21 protein-coding genes and 1 pseudogene are annotated in these 19,383 nt (G+C 41.6%); 6 read left to right on the top strand and 16 right to left on the bottom strand.

The window, feature by feature from the left end:
* Positions 1-194: 194 nt before the first annotated feature.
* Positions 195-551 (bottom strand): PhzF family phenazine biosynthesis protein, encoded by a 357-nt coding sequence (locus ABLT31_RS14765; RefSeq protein ID WP_367752819.1) that lies wholly within the window; start codon positions 549-551, stop codon positions 195-197.
* A 146-nt stretch (positions 552-697) separates the two neighbouring features.
* Positions 698-1,165, bottom strand: coding sequence for a CBO0543 family protein (locus tag ABLT31_RS14760; protein WP_367752963.1), 468 nt, complete (start codon positions 1,163-1,165; stop codon positions 698-700).
* A gap of 884 nt (positions 1,166-2,049) precedes the next feature.
* On the opposite strand from ABLT31_RS14760, the gene ABLT31_RS14755 reads away from it, so the two are divergent.
* Positions 2,050-2,226 carry a hypothetical protein gene (locus tag ABLT31_RS14755; protein WP_367752817.1) on the top strand — a complete coding sequence of 59 codons (177 nt, stop codon included), beginning with the start codon at positions 2,050-2,052 and terminating at the stop codon, positions 2,224-2,226.
* Between the two features lie 214 nt (positions 2,227-2,440).
* On the opposite strand, the gene ABLT31_RS14750 is transcribed toward ABLT31_RS14755, so the two are convergent.
* Both ABLT31_RS14750 and ABLT31_RS14745 read right to left on the bottom strand, forming a co-directional pair.
* Complete coding sequence (locus ABLT31_RS14750) at positions 2,441-2,725, bottom strand: multicopper oxidase domain-containing protein (RefSeq protein ID WP_367752815.1); 285 nt, start codon at positions 2,723-2,725, stop codon at positions 2,441-2,443.
* Positions 2,726-3,086: 361 nt separating this feature from the next.
* A complete protein-coding gene (locus tag ABLT31_RS14745) occupies positions 3,087-4,643 on the bottom strand; it encodes a cation:proton antiporter (protein ID WP_367752813.1) in 1,557 nt (518 codons plus the stop codon).
* A gap of 230 nt (positions 4,644-4,873) precedes the next feature.
* On the opposite strand from ABLT31_RS14745, the gene ABLT31_RS14740 reads away from it, so the two are divergent.
* A complete protein-coding gene (locus tag ABLT31_RS14740; protein WP_367752811.1) occupies positions 4,874-5,083 on the top strand; it encodes a hypothetical protein in 210 nt (69 codons plus the stop codon).
* Positions 5,084-5,140: 57 nt separating this feature from the next.
* Here the strand turns inward: ABLT31_RS14740 and ABLT31_RS14735 are convergent, their stop codons facing one another.
* From ABLT31_RS14735 to ABLT31_RS14700, 8 genes are all read right to left on the bottom strand, one after another.
* Positions 5,141-5,470: a hypothetical protein gene (locus tag ABLT31_RS14735; protein ID WP_367752809.1), complete on the bottom strand. Its 330-nt coding sequence runs from the start codon at positions 5,468-5,470 to the stop codon at positions 5,141-5,143.
* A gap of 203 nt (positions 5,471-5,673) precedes the next feature.
* On the bottom strand, positions 5,674-6,531 hold the full coding sequence (locus tag ABLT31_RS14730; protein ID WP_367752807.1) for an AraC family transcriptional regulator: 858 nt from the start codon (positions 6,529-6,531) through the stop codon (positions 5,674-5,676).
* Between the two features lie 149 nt (positions 6,532-6,680).
* Positions 6,681-7,091, bottom strand: a complete 411-nt coding sequence (locus ABLT31_RS14725; RefSeq protein ID WP_367752961.1) for a VOC family protein — start codon at positions 7,089-7,091, stop codon at positions 6,681-6,683.
* Positions 7,092-7,275: 184 nt separating this feature from the next.
* Positions 7,276-8,448: a sulfite reductase subunit alpha gene (locus tag ABLT31_RS14720; protein WP_367752805.1), complete on the bottom strand. Its 1,173-nt coding sequence runs from the start codon at positions 8,446-8,448 to the stop codon at positions 7,276-7,278.
* A 189-nt stretch (positions 8,449-8,637) separates the two neighbouring features.
* A complete protein-coding gene (locus ABLT31_RS14715) occupies positions 8,638-8,823 on the bottom strand; it encodes a hypothetical protein (RefSeq protein WP_367752804.1) in 186 nt (61 codons plus the stop codon).
* A 19-nt stretch (positions 8,824-8,842) separates the two neighbouring features.
* The gene (locus ABLT31_RS14710; RefSeq protein WP_367752802.1) at positions 8,843-8,986 is read right to left on the bottom strand and encodes a hypothetical protein; all 144 of its coding nucleotides are present in this window, start codon (positions 8,984-8,986) and stop codon (positions 8,843-8,845) included.
* Between the two features lie 164 nt (positions 8,987-9,150).
* Positions 9,151-9,504, bottom strand: coding sequence for a GIY-YIG nuclease family protein (locus ABLT31_RS14705; protein WP_367752800.1), 354 nt, complete (start codon positions 9,502-9,504; stop codon positions 9,151-9,153).
* Positions 9,505-9,527: 23 nt separating this feature from the next.
* Positions 9,528-10,283, bottom strand: coding sequence for a DUF2087 domain-containing protein (locus ABLT31_RS14700; protein WP_367752798.1), 756 nt, complete (start codon positions 10,281-10,283; stop codon positions 9,528-9,530).
* A gap of 510 nt (positions 10,284-10,793) precedes the next feature.
* On the opposite strand from ABLT31_RS14700, the gene ABLT31_RS14695 reads away from it, so the two are divergent.
* Positions 10,794-12,047: an extracellular catalytic domain type 1 short-chain-length polyhydroxyalkanoate depolymerase gene (locus ABLT31_RS14695; RefSeq protein WP_367752796.1), complete on the top strand. Its 1,254-nt coding sequence runs from the start codon at positions 10,794-10,796 to the stop codon at positions 12,045-12,047.
* Positions 12,048-12,635: 588 nt separating this feature from the next.
* On the opposite strand, the gene ABLT31_RS14690 is transcribed toward ABLT31_RS14695, so the two are convergent.
* The 4 genes from ABLT31_RS14690 to ABLT31_RS14675 form a co-directional block, all read right to left on the bottom strand.
* Positions 12,636-12,791, bottom strand: a complete 156-nt coding sequence (locus tag ABLT31_RS14690; RefSeq protein ID WP_367752794.1) for a hypothetical protein — start codon at positions 12,789-12,791, stop codon at positions 12,636-12,638.
* Between the two features lie 343 nt (positions 12,792-13,134).
* Positions 13,135-13,473 carry a hypothetical protein gene (locus tag ABLT31_RS14685; protein ID WP_367752792.1) on the bottom strand — a complete coding sequence of 113 codons (339 nt, stop codon included), beginning with the start codon at positions 13,471-13,473 and terminating at the stop codon, positions 13,135-13,137.
* 151 nt (positions 13,474-13,624) lie between these two features.
* Positions 13,625-15,298 carry an ATP-binding protein gene (locus ABLT31_RS14680; RefSeq protein WP_367752790.1) on the bottom strand — a complete coding sequence of 558 codons (1,674 nt, stop codon included), beginning with the start codon at positions 15,296-15,298 and terminating at the stop codon, positions 13,625-13,627.
* Positions 15,299-15,426: 128 nt separating this feature from the next.
* Positions 15,427-15,570: a hypothetical protein gene (locus tag ABLT31_RS14675; RefSeq protein WP_367752788.1), complete on the bottom strand. Its 144-nt coding sequence runs from the start codon at positions 15,568-15,570 to the stop codon at positions 15,427-15,429.
* A 126-nt stretch (positions 15,571-15,696) separates the two neighbouring features.
* On the opposite strand from ABLT31_RS14675, the gene exaC reads away from it, so the two are divergent.
* From exaC to ABLT31_RS14660, 3 genes and pseudogenes are all read left to right on the top strand, one after another.
* Positions 15,697-17,217, top strand: a complete 1,521-nt coding sequence (exaC, locus tag ABLT31_RS14670; RefSeq protein WP_367752959.1) for an acetaldehyde dehydrogenase ExaC — start codon at positions 15,697-15,699, stop codon at positions 17,215-17,217.
* 55 nt (positions 17,218-17,272) lie between these two features.
* Positions 17,273-17,410, top strand: a pseudogene (locus ABLT31_RS14665) (DUF779 domain-containing protein); the annotation flags it as partial.
* Between the two features lie 565 nt (positions 17,411-17,975).
* On the top strand, positions 17,976-19,325 hold the full coding sequence (locus tag ABLT31_RS14660; RefSeq protein ID WP_367752786.1) for a sensor histidine kinase: 1,350 nt from the start codon (positions 17,976-17,978) through the stop codon (positions 19,323-19,325).
* Positions 19,326-19,383: the final 58 nt, after the last annotated feature.

Below are 19,383 nucleotides of genomic sequence, written 5' to 3'. Positions count from 1 at the left end.
ATTAATTCAGAGAAGTTGTTAACTCAATAACAAAAAGAGGAGCCGTCTTCAACGCAGCTCCTCAATCTATCAATCCCTATTTTTCTTGGACATCAACTATGATGGTACCCAACAACTCTACTTCAATGTGAGCTTCTTAGTTTCCTTTTGAAGATAAATTCAAGTATTCTGCCGATTCAGCGTATTGTCTCCCGTTAGACAACGAATAATTCGCTTTTCATGACAGTTACGGCTTGTCCTCCCATGACAACCCTGTCGTTCTGCAAATTGATTTTAAGCACGCCGCCTCGTGCAGAAGCCTGATAGGCATACATTTCCGTTTTGCTCCAATAAGGTGCTAGGCCACAGTGCGCAGAGCCCGTAACGGGATCTTCATTGATCCCAACAGCCGGGAAAAAGCATCGCAAAATAAAATCAAATTCATTCGATTTGCTTGTTACAAGGATCCCTCTGGTTGGAATCGCCCCTAACAATGAAAAGTTAGGACTTAGATTCTTGATGACCTCTTCGGATTCAATTTCAATTAAGTAATCAAATCGATTTCTGCCCACGTATATAGGATCAATATGTACACGGGGTAACGGGGGTATTTAGGCTTGGAAATAGTGCGTAAAAATATGCACAATAATTTTTTATCTTCGGGGGTAGTGTTGAAACAACGTCAAAAAGTAAGGACTTCTTGAATCAGGAAAGAAAGTCATTCTGATACCTCTTTTACATGCTTCATAACCCACTTGTGGTGCATGTAAAACAAGCTAAATAAAATCCAATCACTAAGATAAGAATAACCCAAATTCCACCATAAGCCGTGTTCGATGTAATTGATTTTTAGGGATATCCACTCCAGTAGGATACATGGAATCGTCCAATAAAAAATATGTCGTGCTACCGTTATAAAAGTTTGTTTTCTTGGAAGTGCTTGAATAAACAAAAATACAACCACAGGATATACAGTGTACGTGTGAATCAATTGCTTAAAATACAAGTTCCACGAAGTTTGACTGGGATAATTCCACAATGGATAAGGAATCATTAGCAAATCGGTCATGGTAGCGATCAGTGAAGCAACCAAACATGTATGGATAAAAACAGGAAATTTAATCTTATCACCAAAAAATAAAAACAGAAGGAGTGACGTGATACACAGACCAATAGCAAAAGGCATATTTGCAACCTCGGTAATTAGGATAATAAGATATTTGTTTTTATTATCCCCAATTTTCCTCCTTTCTCCACCCTGCCACTTATACATGGGAGTACATGCGGAAGAACAAGCGGTCTCCCTGTTGAAATAAGAATTGAAAATACAGGGTTCCATTATTTCTTAAAGAAATAAAATTAGTCTCCGAATATCCTTTATCCAAGTTTTAGCGTGCATAGACCTTTTTACCTATTGGGAATCTATATTGAAATTATTAGTTTTTAGTTTCTTTGAACGCGAAGGTGAGTGGCTTTCAAACGATGGATAACAAGGTTACAACATACGAGGACTTAAAAAAAATACGAACAGAGTTAAAACATGCAATGTTGGAACAATGGAAGAATGACACAGTTTTGACATGGAAATGGTGGTTGCTTGTTTTTTTAACTGTCGTTACGTTTATCTGCCAAAAACGCACGCATAAAACAAGATCTTAAACGGGTTTCTACTCACCATATTTCCATTCAGAACTGTTAAGCCAAACGTTATTGTACAGATTACCTTTGAAGCGCCTAAAGGTGGAACTGTGATTAGTGCAGGACGGGATTTCATTGGTAAGATAGATCAACCGCTTGTCCAATCTAGTGCTCCGAAACCTAACAACCGTTGGTTTATGGCTGTCCTTAATTCAGGCAACACCAATAAATCATTCAGACCTTACCTAATAACGAAACAGGATAACTTTAAAAGCAAATAGAGAATCCACCCTCAGTTTCCAAGTCCAATGGGGGTATAGCTTACTACAATATTTTGTCGTACTAATTAAATCGTCCAATCAAAACTTATCATTCTACCGTCTAATATAATGAGGATTATATTATATTGCCACTTGGCAAGGGGTGGTTCGAATGATTATCGAAGTTCAGGAAATTGTCCCCCGAGTTAATGAACTACTAAAATACGGCCAAACGATAGCACCTACGGAACAGCATGCAAGCTTAATCATGCGGTGGCACATTTTGAAAGACAAAAAGTTCACGGTCGAAAAAATAGGAAATGGATGGCTGGTCAAAATTAATAAATAGCCTAATAAAGGAGGTACGTTTCCATATGGAGAGACGTGCCTCCCATTATTTCGCCTTTATCTTATTTGTTTTTGGTTTTAATTGACGATTTTCCATCTATTCACCATCCCCTTTTCCCGACCGGACCCACTGGCTCTCTAATATCCTTCCCCTTGATCAATTCGGAGGAAGTAAAAAAAAGCCTAACGGTTTTACCGTCAAGCTAATATGCATGCTATTGGATATCGAAAACTTGAATCATCCCTGTATCCTTTCCATCATGTCCGTGAACATGAGAGAGTAAGTGGCAGTGGAATAGCCATTTGCCTTTCTCATTCGCCGTAAATTCTATATCATATCGGTCACCAGGCATAAGATCAACCGTATCGGCCATATATTGAGCTGCCTCAGGAAGTTCATGGCCGTCTTTGGCTACGATCTTGAAAGAATGTCCATGCAGATGGAATGGATGAATTTGATTTCCTACATTGGCAAGGCGGACGCGCATCCATTGTAACAACAATAGATATAGTTTTATGTGAGAAATATCACATATAATGTGAAAATGTGATCATAAATAAATCCCCATTTCGTCTTCAAATATAAAAAGACCTGAATCGTTAAAACGATAGAGGTCAATGTAATCTGTAAAATTAGATTGCCACATAAAAAAAGCAAGCTATTCAGCCTGCTTAAATCTTGATGAATACATTACAGCCAGCTTCTCCTCTGATTCCGCGGATTTCTTGATCATCGTTCAAACATCGAACGGAACAGCACAGCATGAGCGACTTCTTCTGACTTCCCTAAACGGCCGATCGGATGTAAAGCAATCAGCTGATTCTTCGCTTCTTCATCTCAAGTGTGAAAAATTCCTCAATTCAGCCATCTTTTTTCACTAAAAGATCGACGATTTCCTCTCTTTCCCTTTCAGCAACAAGGGCGGACAGAACATGCCGCTTGGATAATTGGTCTACGGCTTCATGTTCGGCATACAGCACTTTCTTCATGGCCGTTTCAATCTGCTCTAGCTGCAGCTCAGGATGCATTTCGGACAATTCCTCCAATTTTTTGTAGGCCCCATCTAATTTATTCCTGTATTCGTGATCCAGCCGTGCAAACACCACTTGGGAGATGATCGCTTCCTCCCTCATCGCTTGCAATTCCTGTCGTCCCGCTAAATACCGATGAACTTTACTGATAGCCGCTTCGTATTCAGCGATTTCCTCCCCTTCACTTCGCACCCCTAGAATGGCAACGAGAGGCTTGATCGTAATCCCCTGGATGATGAGGGAAAATAGAACGACACCGAACGCAAGCACAATCACTTCTTCGCGGCCCGGAAACGTAAGGGGCAAACTCAAAGCCAAGGCAATTGAAAGCGAACCTTTTAAACCGCCCCAATTGAAAATATGCTTCCACGAAGAAGGAATATATTTACTAAAGGCCAAGCTGGCATAAACTGCAACACTTCTCGCGATGAGAACAACCACAATGGCCAAAGCGATCATCGTCCATTTATCGGACAAATCAATCCGCGTAATCTCCAACCCCACCATTAAGAAAACCAGGGAGTTCGCTACTAACGCTGTAACATCCCAAAAGGTTCCAATATTTAATTTCGTTGTAGGTGACATCCCAATTCGCGCTCCATAATTACCGAAAATAATTCCTGCAACAACAACTGCGATGACACCCGAGACGTGAAAATATTCCGCAATAAAGAAGCTTCCGTAAAACAAAATCATGGAAAATATAATCTCCAGCGGATAGTCATCGTAGAATCGGGTGACATGAGAAAAGATGTAGGCCAAAACCGCCCCGATCACGATGCCGCCGAATGCGACTTTAAAAAACAAACCGATTCCAAGGACGAGTCCTCCCCAGCCCATTTCCATGTATTGCAGCAAATACACAGAGGATATGCTAAAAAGAACGACAGCTACACCGTCATTGACAAGACTTTCCCCTTCCATAACAGTAGCCAGCCGGTGACTGACACCGAGTCGCTTGAAAATGGAAAGCACACTTACTGGGTCCGTGGCAGCCATCAGGGCTGCAAACGCGAATGCGACTTGCAGGGAAAGACCTAACAATTGAAAGGCCAAAAATCCCGTAACCATAAAACTGATCAAGGTCCCTGGAAGAGCCAAGGCAAGAATCGGTTTCCAGTTCTCCTTCAAATGGTAAAACGGGAGCTTCAAGGTCGCTTCACCCAACAGGGACGGCAAAAAGATGGATATGATGGCAAATCGAAATACTTCATCTTCGGCCACGAATTCCTTTAGTTCGTCCAATCCGGGAATGTGGACCAGACCGATAATAGTCCCTACGACAACCAGTGCGATCGGATACGGCTGATCCAGCTTTTTGGCGATCGCCGTGACTCCTGCTGCGATGGCAAGCAGCAAAAGCACTAATTCGAATTGACTTTCCATGAATATCACTCCACTCCATTTAGAACATAGCATTATTTTACCATTTATTTGTATTTGTTATTTTCACGGTGGAACCGGCTTTGTTGGTTTTGTTACAACATTGTCGCAATTGATATGACGACATTATTTAATAATCACGATTCCTGTAGGCATCCAAGAATAGCACATTGACGGTTATTGCGTCCAAATGGGCACAATAAAACCGAATAAATCTTGAGGAGTTGAAAACCGTGGAGAAAAAAGAATCCAGCCTAAGAAGGTTTATGGTTAGTGAGGATACCGTCCCTTTGGAAGCACCTGTTGTGGAGGATGGAAAAGACCCCATCATAACGAATCACCCTTATTTTACGGAAAGGCCTGCGGAAACCTTTCTTGATGAAGATGCTGCTGTCAATATTAATAATAGTGAGATGACAACAACCCCTAAAGAATACGAATAAACGAATAAATCCCCACCGCCGTGCGAGCAGTGGGGATATCCTATGTTATCACATAAACTAAACGTTATACTCTTCGATTTTTATTATTTTACCCGTATCTGAATCAATCAAGATAATTAATATTGCCGGATAATTGTAGCCATAGCTCCCTAAACTCACAAACCAGCAGCGTCCTTCTCTTAACTCGGTTTGGGTAATCCGAAAGGATTCTCTCTTAGTCTGAGGGTATTGCCTGTTGGCATATTCCATCGCAATCGCTTGAGCTTCAGTTAAGGTGACGCTTATCTCCGGAGTTTCCTCCGAATCGATATCCGTCAGAACAGGGATAAATATCGCAATAGCAATAGCAATGAAGAATGCTAATATAGCTAGGTTTAATCTATTCATTGCTGCTTCCCTCCCCGACCGATCAACTTTGTTTAATTTAAACTTTTCTATACACCCTATAATAAAACATACTCCATTTATTGCTCAATATAAAATAAAACAACACTGGAGTTCCTTCGAGGTTTTACCACAAAGACATACCACAACCCTTGGCACTGCTATAATTTAAATTGGCTTACCAGTCCTTCCAGTTGTTCCAAATCCTACTTCCTAACCGGAACCCAAACCTCACATTTATAATCCGATGCATAGATATCACCGGCTGGATAGACCTCAAGCTCTGGTGCACAATCATGCTGATATCCAGTCGAAGGGAACCACTCGGTGAATATCCTTCGTGTTACGTCCTGAATAGCGCCAGGCAAGGGTCCGACAGCTTCAAATACAGCCCAGGTTGCTGCCGGAATGGTTACGGAAGTATATCCTTTCGGAAGGGTGTCTTCGGGTGTCTCCGCTCCTATCATATAAGTGAAAAATCCTTGATTAAAGTTTTGCAAATCCATGCTTACCCCCAAGACACCTAACTGGCCTGCCTTTGAGCAAATCCACTCGTATGAGCCCTCGTTCATGCACTCCTCCCAGAATTTGGGCACCTGTTTGAAGTTTTCTCCATCAACTGCCGTTATTCTGGTTTGTTTGCCCACTACGGAAAAGCTTTCTTTATCCACAATTTTATAATTCATATTTTTATCTCCTTTAATTGAAATGTGAAAGGAGAGCTTGGGATAGGCCATGAGTTTCGCTCCCGGCTCGCGCGCAGCCGAAGGGCTTATTCCATGCATTTTCCTAAATGCTTTTGTGAATGCTTCTGGTGTTGTATATCCATACCGAAAAGCGACATCGATGATCTTTTCACCAGATAAAATATCCTGTGCAGCGAGCGTAAGCTTTCTTCTGCGTACATATTCAGCCACTGTCACACCCGTTAACATATAGTACATCCGCTGAAAGTGAAACGAAGATGACAAAGCAATTTTCGCTACCTTCTCCATTTCCAGCTTTTCTGTCATGTTAGCCTCAAGATATTCTACTGCATTGTTCATTGCGTTAAGCCAATCCATAAAATCTCTCCTCTCCATGTCTATCTTAAATGTTGCTTATTTATAATGTCCTGTCTTTAAATGCTACGCAGTGACAGGTATCGCTCCTTTAAAAGAAAAACAGCCGCCGGCAAAAGCGGGCAGCCTCAAAGTATATGACAAGATTCCGTTTATTGGATAGCCGTTTCATCCATATAGAAAACTTCCCAGATATGGCCATCAATGTCCTGGAAGCTCCAACCGTACATAAACCCGTGGTCCTGCGGATCGTTCGCCGGGCTTCCCCCAACAGAAAGTGCTTTGTTTACGATCTCATCAACCTGCGCCCGACTATCAGCGGACAGGGCTACAAGCACTTCCGTGCTTCTCGTCGCATCAGCAAGTTCTTTTTTCGTAAAGGTCTGAAAAAACGATTCCACCAGCAGCATCGCGTAGGTATTCTGGTTGATGACCATACAAGCAGCTTTGTCATCCGTAAACTGCAAATTAAACTCAAAACCGATTTGCGAAAAGAAGTCCATCGTTTTCTTGAGATCTTTGACCGGCAGGTTAATAAAGGTTTTGCTCAATTGGAGTGCCAACATGAATCACCTCAACGCATTATTGGAAATACAAATTTTTCCTCATCCCATTATAGCATATTTCATCTGCTAGATTTCTATATTTTAGCAATAGCACTGACAGTACAAGAAAAAAGAGTGACTCCTTATGACCGCAAATTGCGGAAGAGAGCCACTCTTTTCGAAAATATATTACTCAGTCATTTTAGTACACATCACGCTGGTAACGCCCTTGCTCTTGCATATCATTCAGATACGCTTCGGCTGCTTCACGGGTCATGGCGCCTTCTTTTTCGATCACATCGATCAACGCGCTGTGGACATCTTTCGCCATATATTGCTTATCTCCACAAACGTAGAAGTATGCTCCATTTTCTAGCCATGCGAACAACTCTTTGCTGTTTTCAAGCATTTTGTGCTGTACATATACTTTTTGCGCCGTATCGCGAGAGAATGCAGTATCGATTTTTGTCAGTACTCCATCTTTTTGATACTGTTCTAACTCGTCTTGATAAAGAAAATCGGAAGCGGCATGCTGGTCTCCGAAAAATAGCCATGATCTTCCTGGTGCTTTAGTCACTGCACGCTCCTGGATAAAGGAACGGAATGGTGCAATGCCTGTCCCTGGCCCAACCATAATGATATCTTTATCTTGAGATTCTGGCAGATGGAAGTGTTTATTTGGCTGAATAAATACTGGAAGCGTATCTCCTTCTGGAAGACGCTCAGCAACTAATACAGAACAAACTCCTTTTCTTTCGCGTCCGTGAGTCGTGTAGCGCACGGCACCGATGGTTAGATGCACTTCCTCAGGATTAGCGGCAATGCTACTTGCAATGGAATAAAGACGCGGTGTCATTTTTCTTAATAGAGACACAATGTCTTGGGCAGATGCGTTCCATGGACCGAAATCGCGCAGCATATCGAGCAAATCACGCCCGTTGGTATATTCTTTCAGTTGGTTTGCATTTTCAACCAGCAAAAGCTTTCGGAACTCTTCATTTTCTGTAAATTCCACGGCCTGCTGTAAGATCTTTTTCGACAGGAGGGTAATTTCAAAGTAGGTAGTTAGCGCTTCCTTCAGTGAAAGGGTATCCCCTTGCTTATTAATTTCTACTAGCGTTTCATCATCCCACTTCATTTCCTCAAGAAGGGCAGCCACTAGTTCTGGATCATTTGAAGGGATAATGCCAAGCGCATCACCCGGGATATACGAAAGGTCAGATCCTTTTAGCGATAACTCGAGATGCCTCGTTTCTTTACTGGAACCCGCACCATTTAAATTTACATTTTTGAGAACTTTCGCCTGAAATGGGTTGGTCCTAGAATATGTTGTTGGCACCTTATTGACTGCATTAACTTGCTCAGTAATTTGCATGCTCTTCACCCCATAAATGTTTATATAAATCTAGGATAACACAGGATGAGAAATTCAGATATATGTTTTTTTCACACAGATGTCAAATTTATTTATATTTATACATTGTAGCAAGTTAACAGTCTTATTATACTAACATCCCATTTGGGGATGACAAACGGAGCGATGATTCGCTCCCCGATACTGGATTTAGTTAAGAAGCCATTCCCACACTTCGCCATCTTCATCATCAAGAACAACACCTTGCAGATCAAAGCCATTTTTTCTTAGTATGGATTTAGATGCATTTTGTTCAGGCAATGTTCGGGCTGTAACCATAAGTTCTGGATCGAATGATTTAGCAATATGAACCAAAGCAGCACATGAAATGACCATATCCCTGACCCTCGTTCTTTTAAAAAGCGAAGTAACTGATCCAAGGCGGATTATAGCCTATTTTCTTATAATACTCATCCTGATTCTCTAGAACCATGGAACAATATGGGTCATCCGTTGCCAGTGGTTCACCGATGCCAATGGGTTTAAGGGTTAATTTCAACGTATTTTCCTCCATTTTATCAAATGAAGTATCCTCCGCTGCAATTCCACTTGGAGGATACTTAGTTAAGCTAAGACATCTTCTCCGTACACCATATTTCATCTCTCCTTGAATAAGACAAAATCATTCTATCAAATTTCTAAAATGGTCACCATTCCGCTCCATTACGCTTTAGCTTTGTTATATCCGCGCTCACCATAAGGCTGAAGCTGATCCAGCCACTTTTGTTCCAGCTTTTTCAACTCATCCTTTGCATCAAAGTATCCGTCCTCTTTCTTTTTTAGGGTTTCTAACACTTCAAAGACAAAGGCTTCTTCTCCAAATTGATTCCATTCCTCCTGAAGCAAGCGGTTGTAATGACTGCCTAATCTCAAGGTAAGGAGCTTTCCATTCATGGTTTTTAAATTCATTGTACTGTCGACAAAAGCCTTCTGATTTTTGGTATTTTTTATCTGGTAAACTCCTGCAGGTCTTTCCGTTTCTTTATATTGTTGTTTCAGTTCCTTTCGGCGATCCATGGGTGCCTCATCCTTCCTTTATCTCATTTTTTACGCCAATAAAGGCTGCCGTCAGCCTTTCGGTCTAAAAAGCCGTATTCGATCAAATATCTCCTGATCGTGACATAGTCACTATACACGCCTTTCAATATCTGATTGATTTCTTTCTCATCATAGGTTTGTTCACTTTGAAAATGCTTGGCAATCTCCCGCAGGACGATCAGCTTTTGTTTTTCTCTTGGGGGAAAGGTTTTCAATGGTCCCTTTGTGCCTTCCGGAAAGTATTTGTTCAAGATTTTATCGTTCTCTTCCTGGGTGACATTGTATCGATCATCGACCATCCTTGCCGTTTTATGAACTCCTATGAAGGTCGGGGCGTGTTCATCCTTCTCTTTCAAGAGCTCCATGATGGCCAAGAATACTTTCGACTGACGTTCCTTCTCTTTTAATACAAAGCGATGATTCCGAATCGTGGAAGCACTGCCGATGTTCATTTCCGCTTGGACTTCTCGATCACTTTTCCCCTGATAAAAAAGCTGGAGAAGAGTATTTTGATGCTCGGTCAAACCTGTGAGTTTCTTATCCAATCGGATCAGATAATCGAATACCGATTGATGTCCCTTTTCAATATGAGTGCGCATAAAACGTTCTGCTTCGTAGAAGATACCTTCATCTGAATAAATGATCCCTCTTTCCGTCACTGTGCCGCAAAGCAGGCAGCTATAGAGATCTCCCTCTTGTATATACCCACGTTTCAGTTCCTCCAGCGATGCATTCCAAAACTGTTCCGAAACATCCACTTTACAAACACTCCCTTAAATTGTTTGGTTATTATATAGACATATTACATTTTTATCCATTAATATTCAAGAAGGTATTTTAATACATGATCCGAACTCCCCGAGGTCGATCATTTTTTAGCGAAAGGTCGGTTTGAGTTGGAGATTCTCCAATTAAACGTTGAAATCATTACTTTTTCTTGTAAATAGGTGGAAAAAAGACCACTATTCGCGGTAATCGTACCAACAATATGGGACCTAGACTGAATTAGGTGGAGCCACTATTTCGCCTTTATCTTAGTTGATTTTGGTTTTAAGTGTCGTTATTCCACTTATTTAACCTTCGAACAATGGACCAGATCCCCAAAATGAAAAGGCTGCTCCCCAACAGATCGCTACCGACCTTTAGGGACAGCCTCATCCTTCATACCAAGCTCTTTAATACTTTTTCTAATTATGTTAATATTTGGTTGATTGGTAGACCAGCCATAATGATGAATTTATATCAGTTGAAGAAGGAGAAATCTTCGCATGCCTCAATCCATACTTATCGACCATTCGCAAAAAGAATTCCCGGAATTTTTGTATATGACATTGGACTCAAATAGCTATACTCAAACGATTTTCAAAAATGATATAGATATTTTTAGCTATAGGCTTTATATACCTAAAGGGATTCGAAGCCACTCCAGTGGAACATCAGTTCCCTTAGTCATCATGCTTCATGGGTGTGACCAAACGCCAGAAGAGTTTGCTGAAGAAACGCAAATGAACGAGCTTGCTGAAAAAGAAAACTTTATTGTCCTATATCCTGAGATGAATAACCTGGCAGATTGGTTTATTTTTAGGTCTTTGCTTTTTAATCCTTATCTTTTTTATTTCCTGACCCCTTTACAGATCAGATGGTTAAGGGATTATGTTCGACTACATGGACCGGTTCTAAAAAAGAATGTTCTTCAGTCTTACCCGGGTTTGTTGAATTGGGTCAGTCAGTATATCAAGATGTATCCATTTTTCAGTGACTATTATGAAGAATTGAATTCAACCGATTGCTGGAATTGGTTTTTTGATGAAAATCAGCATCGTGACAAAGGACAGCCTCAAATCATCATTGAAATCATCGACCAAGCGAAAAGCTTTTTAGAAGATGAATATCATATTCTGATTGATGAGAAAAAGACTTATGCTGCCGGTTTTTCCGCTGGCGCGGCGATGACAGCAATTCTCGGGGCCACTTATCCCGATAGATTTCATAAAATTGCGATCTGTGCTGGCGTACCGTACAATGCAGCAAAGCCACGCAACAGAAATGATCTTAAAAATATTTTTCAGGATGCGGCTTCTGTGATGGAGACTGGCGTCGAAGATCCCTATGAATGTGGTGACAAGGCCTTTGAGGAAATGGAAAAAGGATTTGAAAAAGCAGGAAAAAGAACTTTGCCTGTCCTTATTTTGCAGGGAACGGATGATAGCATCGTACGTCGAGTGAATGGGGATCAAGTTTTTATCCAATGGGCGCAAACCAATTTTCGCATTGAAGGTGGCCAGGGACGTGTACCGACCAGTTTCAGCCATCCTGTCCAAGCCCATGAAAATGGACGAGACTATAAAGAATATATTTATAAAGATAAAAATGGTTACCCTTTAGTCCAACTCCGGGTCATCGAAGGGCTAGAGCACAAATGGTCTGGCGGAAATGTTGAGGGTTCGTATACCGATCCCCATGGCCCCAAAGCAACAGAGCATATTTGGAGATTCTTTAACGAAAAAACTCCTTCATTGTAAACCCATACAAAAGAAGGAGCACTAAATTTATTTAAAACGAATCATCATACCAATAGAAAGGATGATCATCCCAGCTATGCCAATATAAAATACACTTTGCCAAAGTACATAATTCATTGATACTTACCCCCCATAAGTTTCACATGATATTTTCTTCATCTACAGATAATCTCACACTTCGTATCCTTGTCGTATTTTTTGGGGGTCGTTTCTATTTTTCTTTTTCTATATCGTTATTGTGGACTGTCAAATGAAAACAAAGGAACGGCATATGTTTGCCTGATGCAATAAAACGTAAAACCGCCTAACGGGTTAGACGGTTTTACAGGACTAAATATATAGCAAGCTAAGCACTAATAAATCATATAAAACCAACGGCAGGATAAACGCACTTCCCCATTGCCGACCATTCCCTTGCATTGCCGGAACGCTTAAGTACACATGGTTTCACCCATTCCCTACACGATTGGACGGATGTCTAGGATTTTCATTTTAGGCTCATATTTTAATGCCCATTGGTCCCCTTCGGAGTAAGAAACAGGACTACTACTTTAAAGGAATTGCAGGGATCCTTTGTTTCTCAACTTTTTAGTTCCCAAATAGCCATCGAATAGCCTCTTTCACTTTTCCTTTGATGTTCTTTTGGCGAATTTCCCTCTGAATTAAAGAGTACTCACGTCTCAGCTGTTTCAATATCCTCTTCTTTGCTTCTTCGCTCTCTGCAATAATTTCAAAAATTCTCATCTGTATCTTCCTTCCTAACCAGCCAATAGTAAATAGCTCTTAATAAGAAGACGGTTCAAGGAGGTAAAATGTTACAAAAGTACTATAAAAAGAAATAAAAAAAGAGGTTGTCCCAAAAGCTGGGATGAATATCTAGAAGGCTGGTTTCAGATAACAGGAGGAAGTCCGAATATTTTTAAAAACGGGAACCTTTCAGCTGAAATAAGCGGAGGGGATATATCCACAATACAACAAATATTCAAATTTTAAATATCAAACTCCGTTGCGGAGGAGAATCCCTTGACTAGCCTTAACCCAAATGCATAAACGGGCTGACTAGAACCAGCCCGTTACCCTCATCTGTCTAAGTGTTTATCCTCTCATACTGCATCCAGCCCGCTTCGGTCCTTGTTGCTTTATACTTTCCGTATGAAAGCAACTTCAGGGCCGATCGGTAGGCGACTCCAAACCCGACCGACAGCTTTTGGCCTTCATCCAAGCTCTCCGGGTATCCGGTCGATTCAAACACATAATAAGCTGCATGCAGGCAAGGCAACGTTTCTTCTGCATTAAAGCCGTATGAACCGGCATCCTCCAAAACAGAATCCAATACTGTTCTCCTCTGCCCCTTTGAATCTACCCATTCTCTTTGCAGCAAATCCCGTATCGGCTTTGACAAGATCGTTAACAATTCCTCTTTCACGAATTCAACCTCACTTGAATAAAAATGTTTGTCCTGTTGTATTATTCCAAGACCTTATCTTCCCAATTCTTAACCGTATATTGGTTTCAGCCCATAAATAAAAGGACTTGAGTCTCAAAGTAAGTTGCTTTTAGACTCAAGCCCCATTTCTTTATTTTTGGAAATCATTCAATAAGGGAAGTTGAATAGTAAAGACAGTGCCTTCTCCTTCTCTGGAAACAAAATGGATTTGTCCTTGATGTTGGCTGATGATATTATAACAAATCATTAATCCGAGCCCTGTCCCTTTAGCTTTTGTGGTATAGAAAGGCTCACCTAATTTGGCTTTAATATTTTCGGGAACCCCTTTTCCATTATCTGCTATTTTAATGATAACTTCATCTTGATGAGAATAAGCTGAGATCCAAATCGACCCGCCATCTTCAAGGGCTTCTATAGCATTTTTTATTAGATTCATAATAACTTGCTTGATTTGTTCTTCATTGCATTCGCAGTAGAGGTGGCGATCCACTTCTCTAAAATCTATCAAAACATTTTCCATATTCGCTTGAGACTGCATTAAAATGCATACGTCATTAAGAAGTTTGCCGACATCTGATTTTTTCATTTCTAAGGAAACGGGCTTGCCCAAGACTAAAAGCTCACTTGCGATGGTTTCAATCCGGTCAATCTCTGCATCGATAATGGGTTGGAAATCTGTAAAATTATTCGTTCCTTCATTGGCTAATTTCAGAAACCCTTTAATTGCTGTCAGCGGATTTCGGATTTCATGGGCAATGCTCGCAGCCAGTTGACCGGCAATTCCTAACTTTTCATTTCGGATAAGCAGCTTTTGATATTCTTTTCGTTCCCGAATATCCCTTACGATGGAAATCGTAGCTTCTTGTAAATCTTCAAAAACAAAGGGATACGATAAAACCTCTACATTAACCTTTTTTCCTTTTAATGTATTTAGTATTTGTTCAACAGCTTTAAAACCGGTTTCCTTCATTCCACCAGGAAAAGTAGGATCGGTCAGGTCCCGTAATGATTTTCCTATTAAAAGCTCTTTTTGCTCAGCTTCCATGAGTTTTAATGCTGATTTATTCGCATAGACAATCGTTCCGCTTGATATGATGAAAGTAGCATCCGGCATTTCTTCTATAAAATGCAAATAGTGAGCATGCGCGGCTTGGAGGTGAGAGATCGTCTCCACATAGTTTGCCTCCATCATAACGGAGGGAGAAAGTTTTTCCTCTTTATAAAAGCCGGATACGGTGAACTCTGTATCCGTCATGATGTATTGGTGATGCTTCATGAGTTCCATATAAAGATCCAATGGGAGCTTCATGCCATCATAGGCACATACTCCAAAGGAATTTACTTGATTTATAAATTCGTCTGCAGACATTTCGTATTTTTTTATCTTTTCCAAAAGGTCAACTTGCCCATCTAACCACTTTACCTTACCCCAGTGTCTAATCGGACCTTGTTCCAATAAGGGCTCTAACAGACTTGAAAATGTACGGATGACACTCTCCGTATCAAAAATTTCATTCGTTTTATAGAATTCATCATGATCATTAAAAATAATGGTCTCCAGCTGTTCCTTCGTATATCCTTTTTCAGTTAACCTTTGCTGGACAGCATGAAAAACAGACTGTTCATCTACAAAGATGATTCCCTGGTTTAACGACAACCCGCTAGATATAAAATGAAACGCATTTTCTAAGTACTTTTCCTTATCCATAGAAACATATAAAATATGTGTGCCATTTGTAATTTTCGTGTTACATGTAAGTGCTACTTCAGGGTGCAAAATATTTTTGGGCGTTAGGATAGCCATATAATCCCTCTCGATCCTCAAGCTTTACTACCCATTATAGCATGGAATGATAATCTCTGGTCTAAATGTCCGCATTGTGTCTCCTCCGCTATGGATTCCATCAGAAGGGAAAAAGAAAGGCCCTATCTCTAATTGATAGCGAAGCCCTCTATTCTTTCTACAATGAATCCATTTCCCAGACAGAATACAAGCCCATCACTCCTCAATGGCAATTTTAATTCCTTAAACAAATAACGCGCGGAATCCTTGTATCCCTCCGATACAAAAATCATGTTCTACAATGGAACATGCGATACACTTCCTCGTCCTACAATGTCTAATTTGAATGCGTTTCCAACTTGGCACACTTCTTGCTACTCATAACAAGTGTAAAAACAATTTCTTAGGAGGGATCCATGATGATCTATGTACAACCCAATCAAGCCGGCTCAAAAGTATCCTTTAAAAAACGCTATGAGAACTTCATCGGCGGCCAATGGGTCGCACCTGTCAAGGGACAATACTTCGATAATATTACGCCTGTGACAGGACAAGTATTTTGTGAAATTCCACGCTCTTCTGCAGAAGATATTGAACTTGCACTCGACGCGGCCCATGAAGCTAAATCAGCTTGGGGACGTACTTCCGTCACCGAAAGAGCCAACATGCTCCACAAGATTGCTGATCGAATCGAAGCCAATCTTGAAATGCTTGCTGTAGCAGAGACTTGGGATAATGGGAAGCCTATCCGCGAAACACTGGCAGCGGACATCCCTCTTGCGATTGATCATTTTCGATATTTTGCATCATGTATTCGCTCCCAAGAAGGCTCCCTTTCACAAATTGATAACAATACAGTAGCCTATCATTTCCAAGAGCCGCTTGGTGTGGTGGCACAAATTATTCCTTGGAATTTCCCTCTTCTCATGGCAACTTGGAAGCTCGCGCCAGCCCTTGCTGCCGGCAACTGTGTCGTACTCAAACCAGCAGAACAAACACCTGCTTCCATTCTTGTCTTAATGGAGCTCATAAGCGACTTGATTCCTCCGGGGGTAGTTAACGTTGTCAATGGCTTCGGCGTAGAAGCCGGCAAACCATTAGCTACTAGCAGCCGCATTGCAAAAGTAGCCTTTACTGGCGAAACGACGACAGGACGTCTCATCATGCAATACGCATCCCAGAACCTCATCCCCGTCACGCTGGAGCTTGGTGGCAAATCACCCAATATTTTCTTTGAGGATCTCCTTGCCAAAGATGATGCCTTCTTCAACAAGGCGATAGAAGGGTTTGTCCTGTTTGCCTTGAACCAAGGCGAAGTGTGCACATGCCCCTCTCGTGCCCTTATTCAAGAGTCGATCTATGATCAATTTATGGAACAAACCCTTGCTCGCGTAGCGAAGATTGTCCAAGGTAACCCTCTTGATACCACTACAATGATCGGCTCGCAAGCTTCAAGCGAACAATTGGATAAAATTCTCTCTTATATCTCCATCGGCCAGGCAGAGGGTGCTGAAATTCTTGCCGGCGGAAAAAGAAATCAGCTTGAGGGTGATCTTGCTGGCGGATTCTATGTGGAGCCCACTGTATTATTCGGCCATAACAAGATGAGGGTTTTCCAAGAAGAAATCTTCGGTCCAGTCGTCTGCGCGACTACCTTTAAAAATGCCAGCGATGCCCTCGAAATAGCCAATGATACGCTTTATGGCCTCGGTGCTGGCGTATGGACGCGCGATATGAATACCGCCTTCCGTATGGGCCGCGGTATTGAAGCGGGTCGGGTCTGGACGAACTGCTATCATGCTTACCCTGCTCATGCTGCTTTCGGCGGATATAAAATGTCTGGTATTGGTCGTGAAAACCATCGAATGATGCTTGACCATTACCAGCAAACGAAGAACCTCCTTGTCAGCTACAGCCCAAACGCCCTTGGTTTCTTCTAATACCAAAGGATATCTCCATTCGTTAAGATATCCTTTGGCAGGAAGGAGGTTCCTGATGATTCTAAAGGTCCTGGCAACAGAGGAAGCTTTCATCTTAATCGAGAAGCTAAAAAGTCAACATGGTCCTCTCCTCTTCCATCTATCCGGCGGATGCTGCGATGGAAGCGCGCCGACGCGCTATCCTCAATCGGATTAGATGATTGGCGATGCGGATGTTTAGCGATGAAGAATATGCTTTTCTCAGCCAAGAGTGGGAGTCATCCTCGTAATATGCGATCTGCCATGGTGAGCTTTCCATGGCAGATCCTTTTCAATTTAACCCTTGTGAAGTTAATTCGACGTTTTTTCTTCAGAATCCCACTCGAATATTCCCTCCTTTACTCTGATAAGGCTAGACCATAGCTATTGTTCAAAGTTCCCGATAATTCCCAATTCTCCATTCTTAAGAACCTCATAACTTCGATTTGTAAAGCACCTTGATATCGTGGTAAATACCAAGATGCCTTTTTCTATGTTTCCGTTCATATGGAGTTCACAAAGCTGATTTATGGTGTTCATAGAAGCCCATACGTCTTATAGATAAAATAAGGATTTTCAGATAAGACCAGAGAGGAAATGCAGAAACGACTTCGAATAAAATCATATGAAGCTTCTTCATTTCATTAACTGGGATCAACAAGGGGAGGATTCAATATGCCAAACGTATTCGCGGAGGATGATACCGCTCACCGCTGTAAGTTTTTGGAGGTTTATACGCGATGAAGTCACTGTATACTCGCATTGTTCTCATATTTGTCAGCATTGTCATGTTTAGCCTGTTCGCGGCGTTTATTCTGAGTTCCTGGCTGTTTGACAGCAGAGCTCAAATTTTAATAGAAGAGATTCTTGCCACGAACGGCAATCAAATGATACACACCTATCAATCCACACCCTCTGCACAATTGGTTCCGTTTATGCAAAACCTATCCGGTCTTTCCTTTACCCATCTCCAACTTTACGATCAGACCGGTAAGCCCCTGCTTGACCAAAGCGAGTGGACGGTTCAGGTTCAACCGGATGATATTAAGCGTGTGATTGCAGGCGAGAAGGTAAGCGATACCCATAGCGCTGGCCACATGGCTACCCTTCCGGTCATCGGACTTCCGTTTCAGGCGGATGGTCAGCCTTATGCCTTATTTGTCACGATGAAGAGGAATAGTGTGGACGAGGAACTCATGAATTCCGTTCATCTGATGTACGTCCTGATTCTGTTTTTAGGAAGTTTTCTAATTCTTGTTGCAGCACGTTATCTCGTAACTCCCATTCTTCGGCTAACGGAAGCAACCAAAAGGATGGCGAGAGGAAATTTCGATGTGGTATTGCCCACTAACCGCAAAGACGAAATCGGAATATTAAGCGTTAGCTTTAACCAGATGGCAAATGAACTAGCGAAGCTGGATCAAATGCGTCGAGATTTTGTATCCAACGTCTCCCATGAAATTCAATCTCCTCTAACTTCCATTTCAGGGTTTAGCAAGGCGTTAAAGCAGAAGAAAATGAGCGAGGAAAGCCGCCTCCATTATTTAACCATCATCGAAAAAGAGAGCGAGAGATTATCGCGGTTAGGTCAGAATTTGCTTCGTCTGTCTTTTTTGCAGCAAGAGAATGAACCGTTAAAGGTCAGTCGTTACCGATTGGATGAGCAGCTTCGAAAGGTTATGATTGCATTGGAGCCTCTATGGTCGGAAAAGCAAATCGAAATCGAGCTTCAGCTTGAACCTCTTACCGTTCAAGCGGATGAAGACCAGCTTAGTCAGGTGTGGGTGAATCTGCTGAGCAATAGTATAAAGTTCACTCCAACACAAGGGAAAATTTTAATCGAAGCGGTCATGAAAAATAATCAGCACATTGTCTCCATAACGGATAATGGAATCGGAATTCCGGAAGAAGAACGGAAAAATATTTTTAAGCCGTTCCATAAAGTTGACAAAGCTCGCAATTCATCTGTAAAAGGGAATGGCCTCGGTTTAGCGATCGTAAGAAAAATCATCGATATTCATAAAGGAGATATTCAAGTATCCGGAAAACTGGGAACAGGTGCCACTTTTGAAGTGACATTGCCGCAGTGATTTCAGGAATTGCCGCCATTTGCTCACTTCTCCCCAAAACGCTTCGCTAATAAAACAC

The sequence above is a fragment of the Ammoniphilus soli genome (assembly GCF_040813775.1).
The sequence above is the reverse complement of the archived record's forward strand: the minus strand, read 5'-3'. Positions and strand labels throughout refer to the sequence as shown.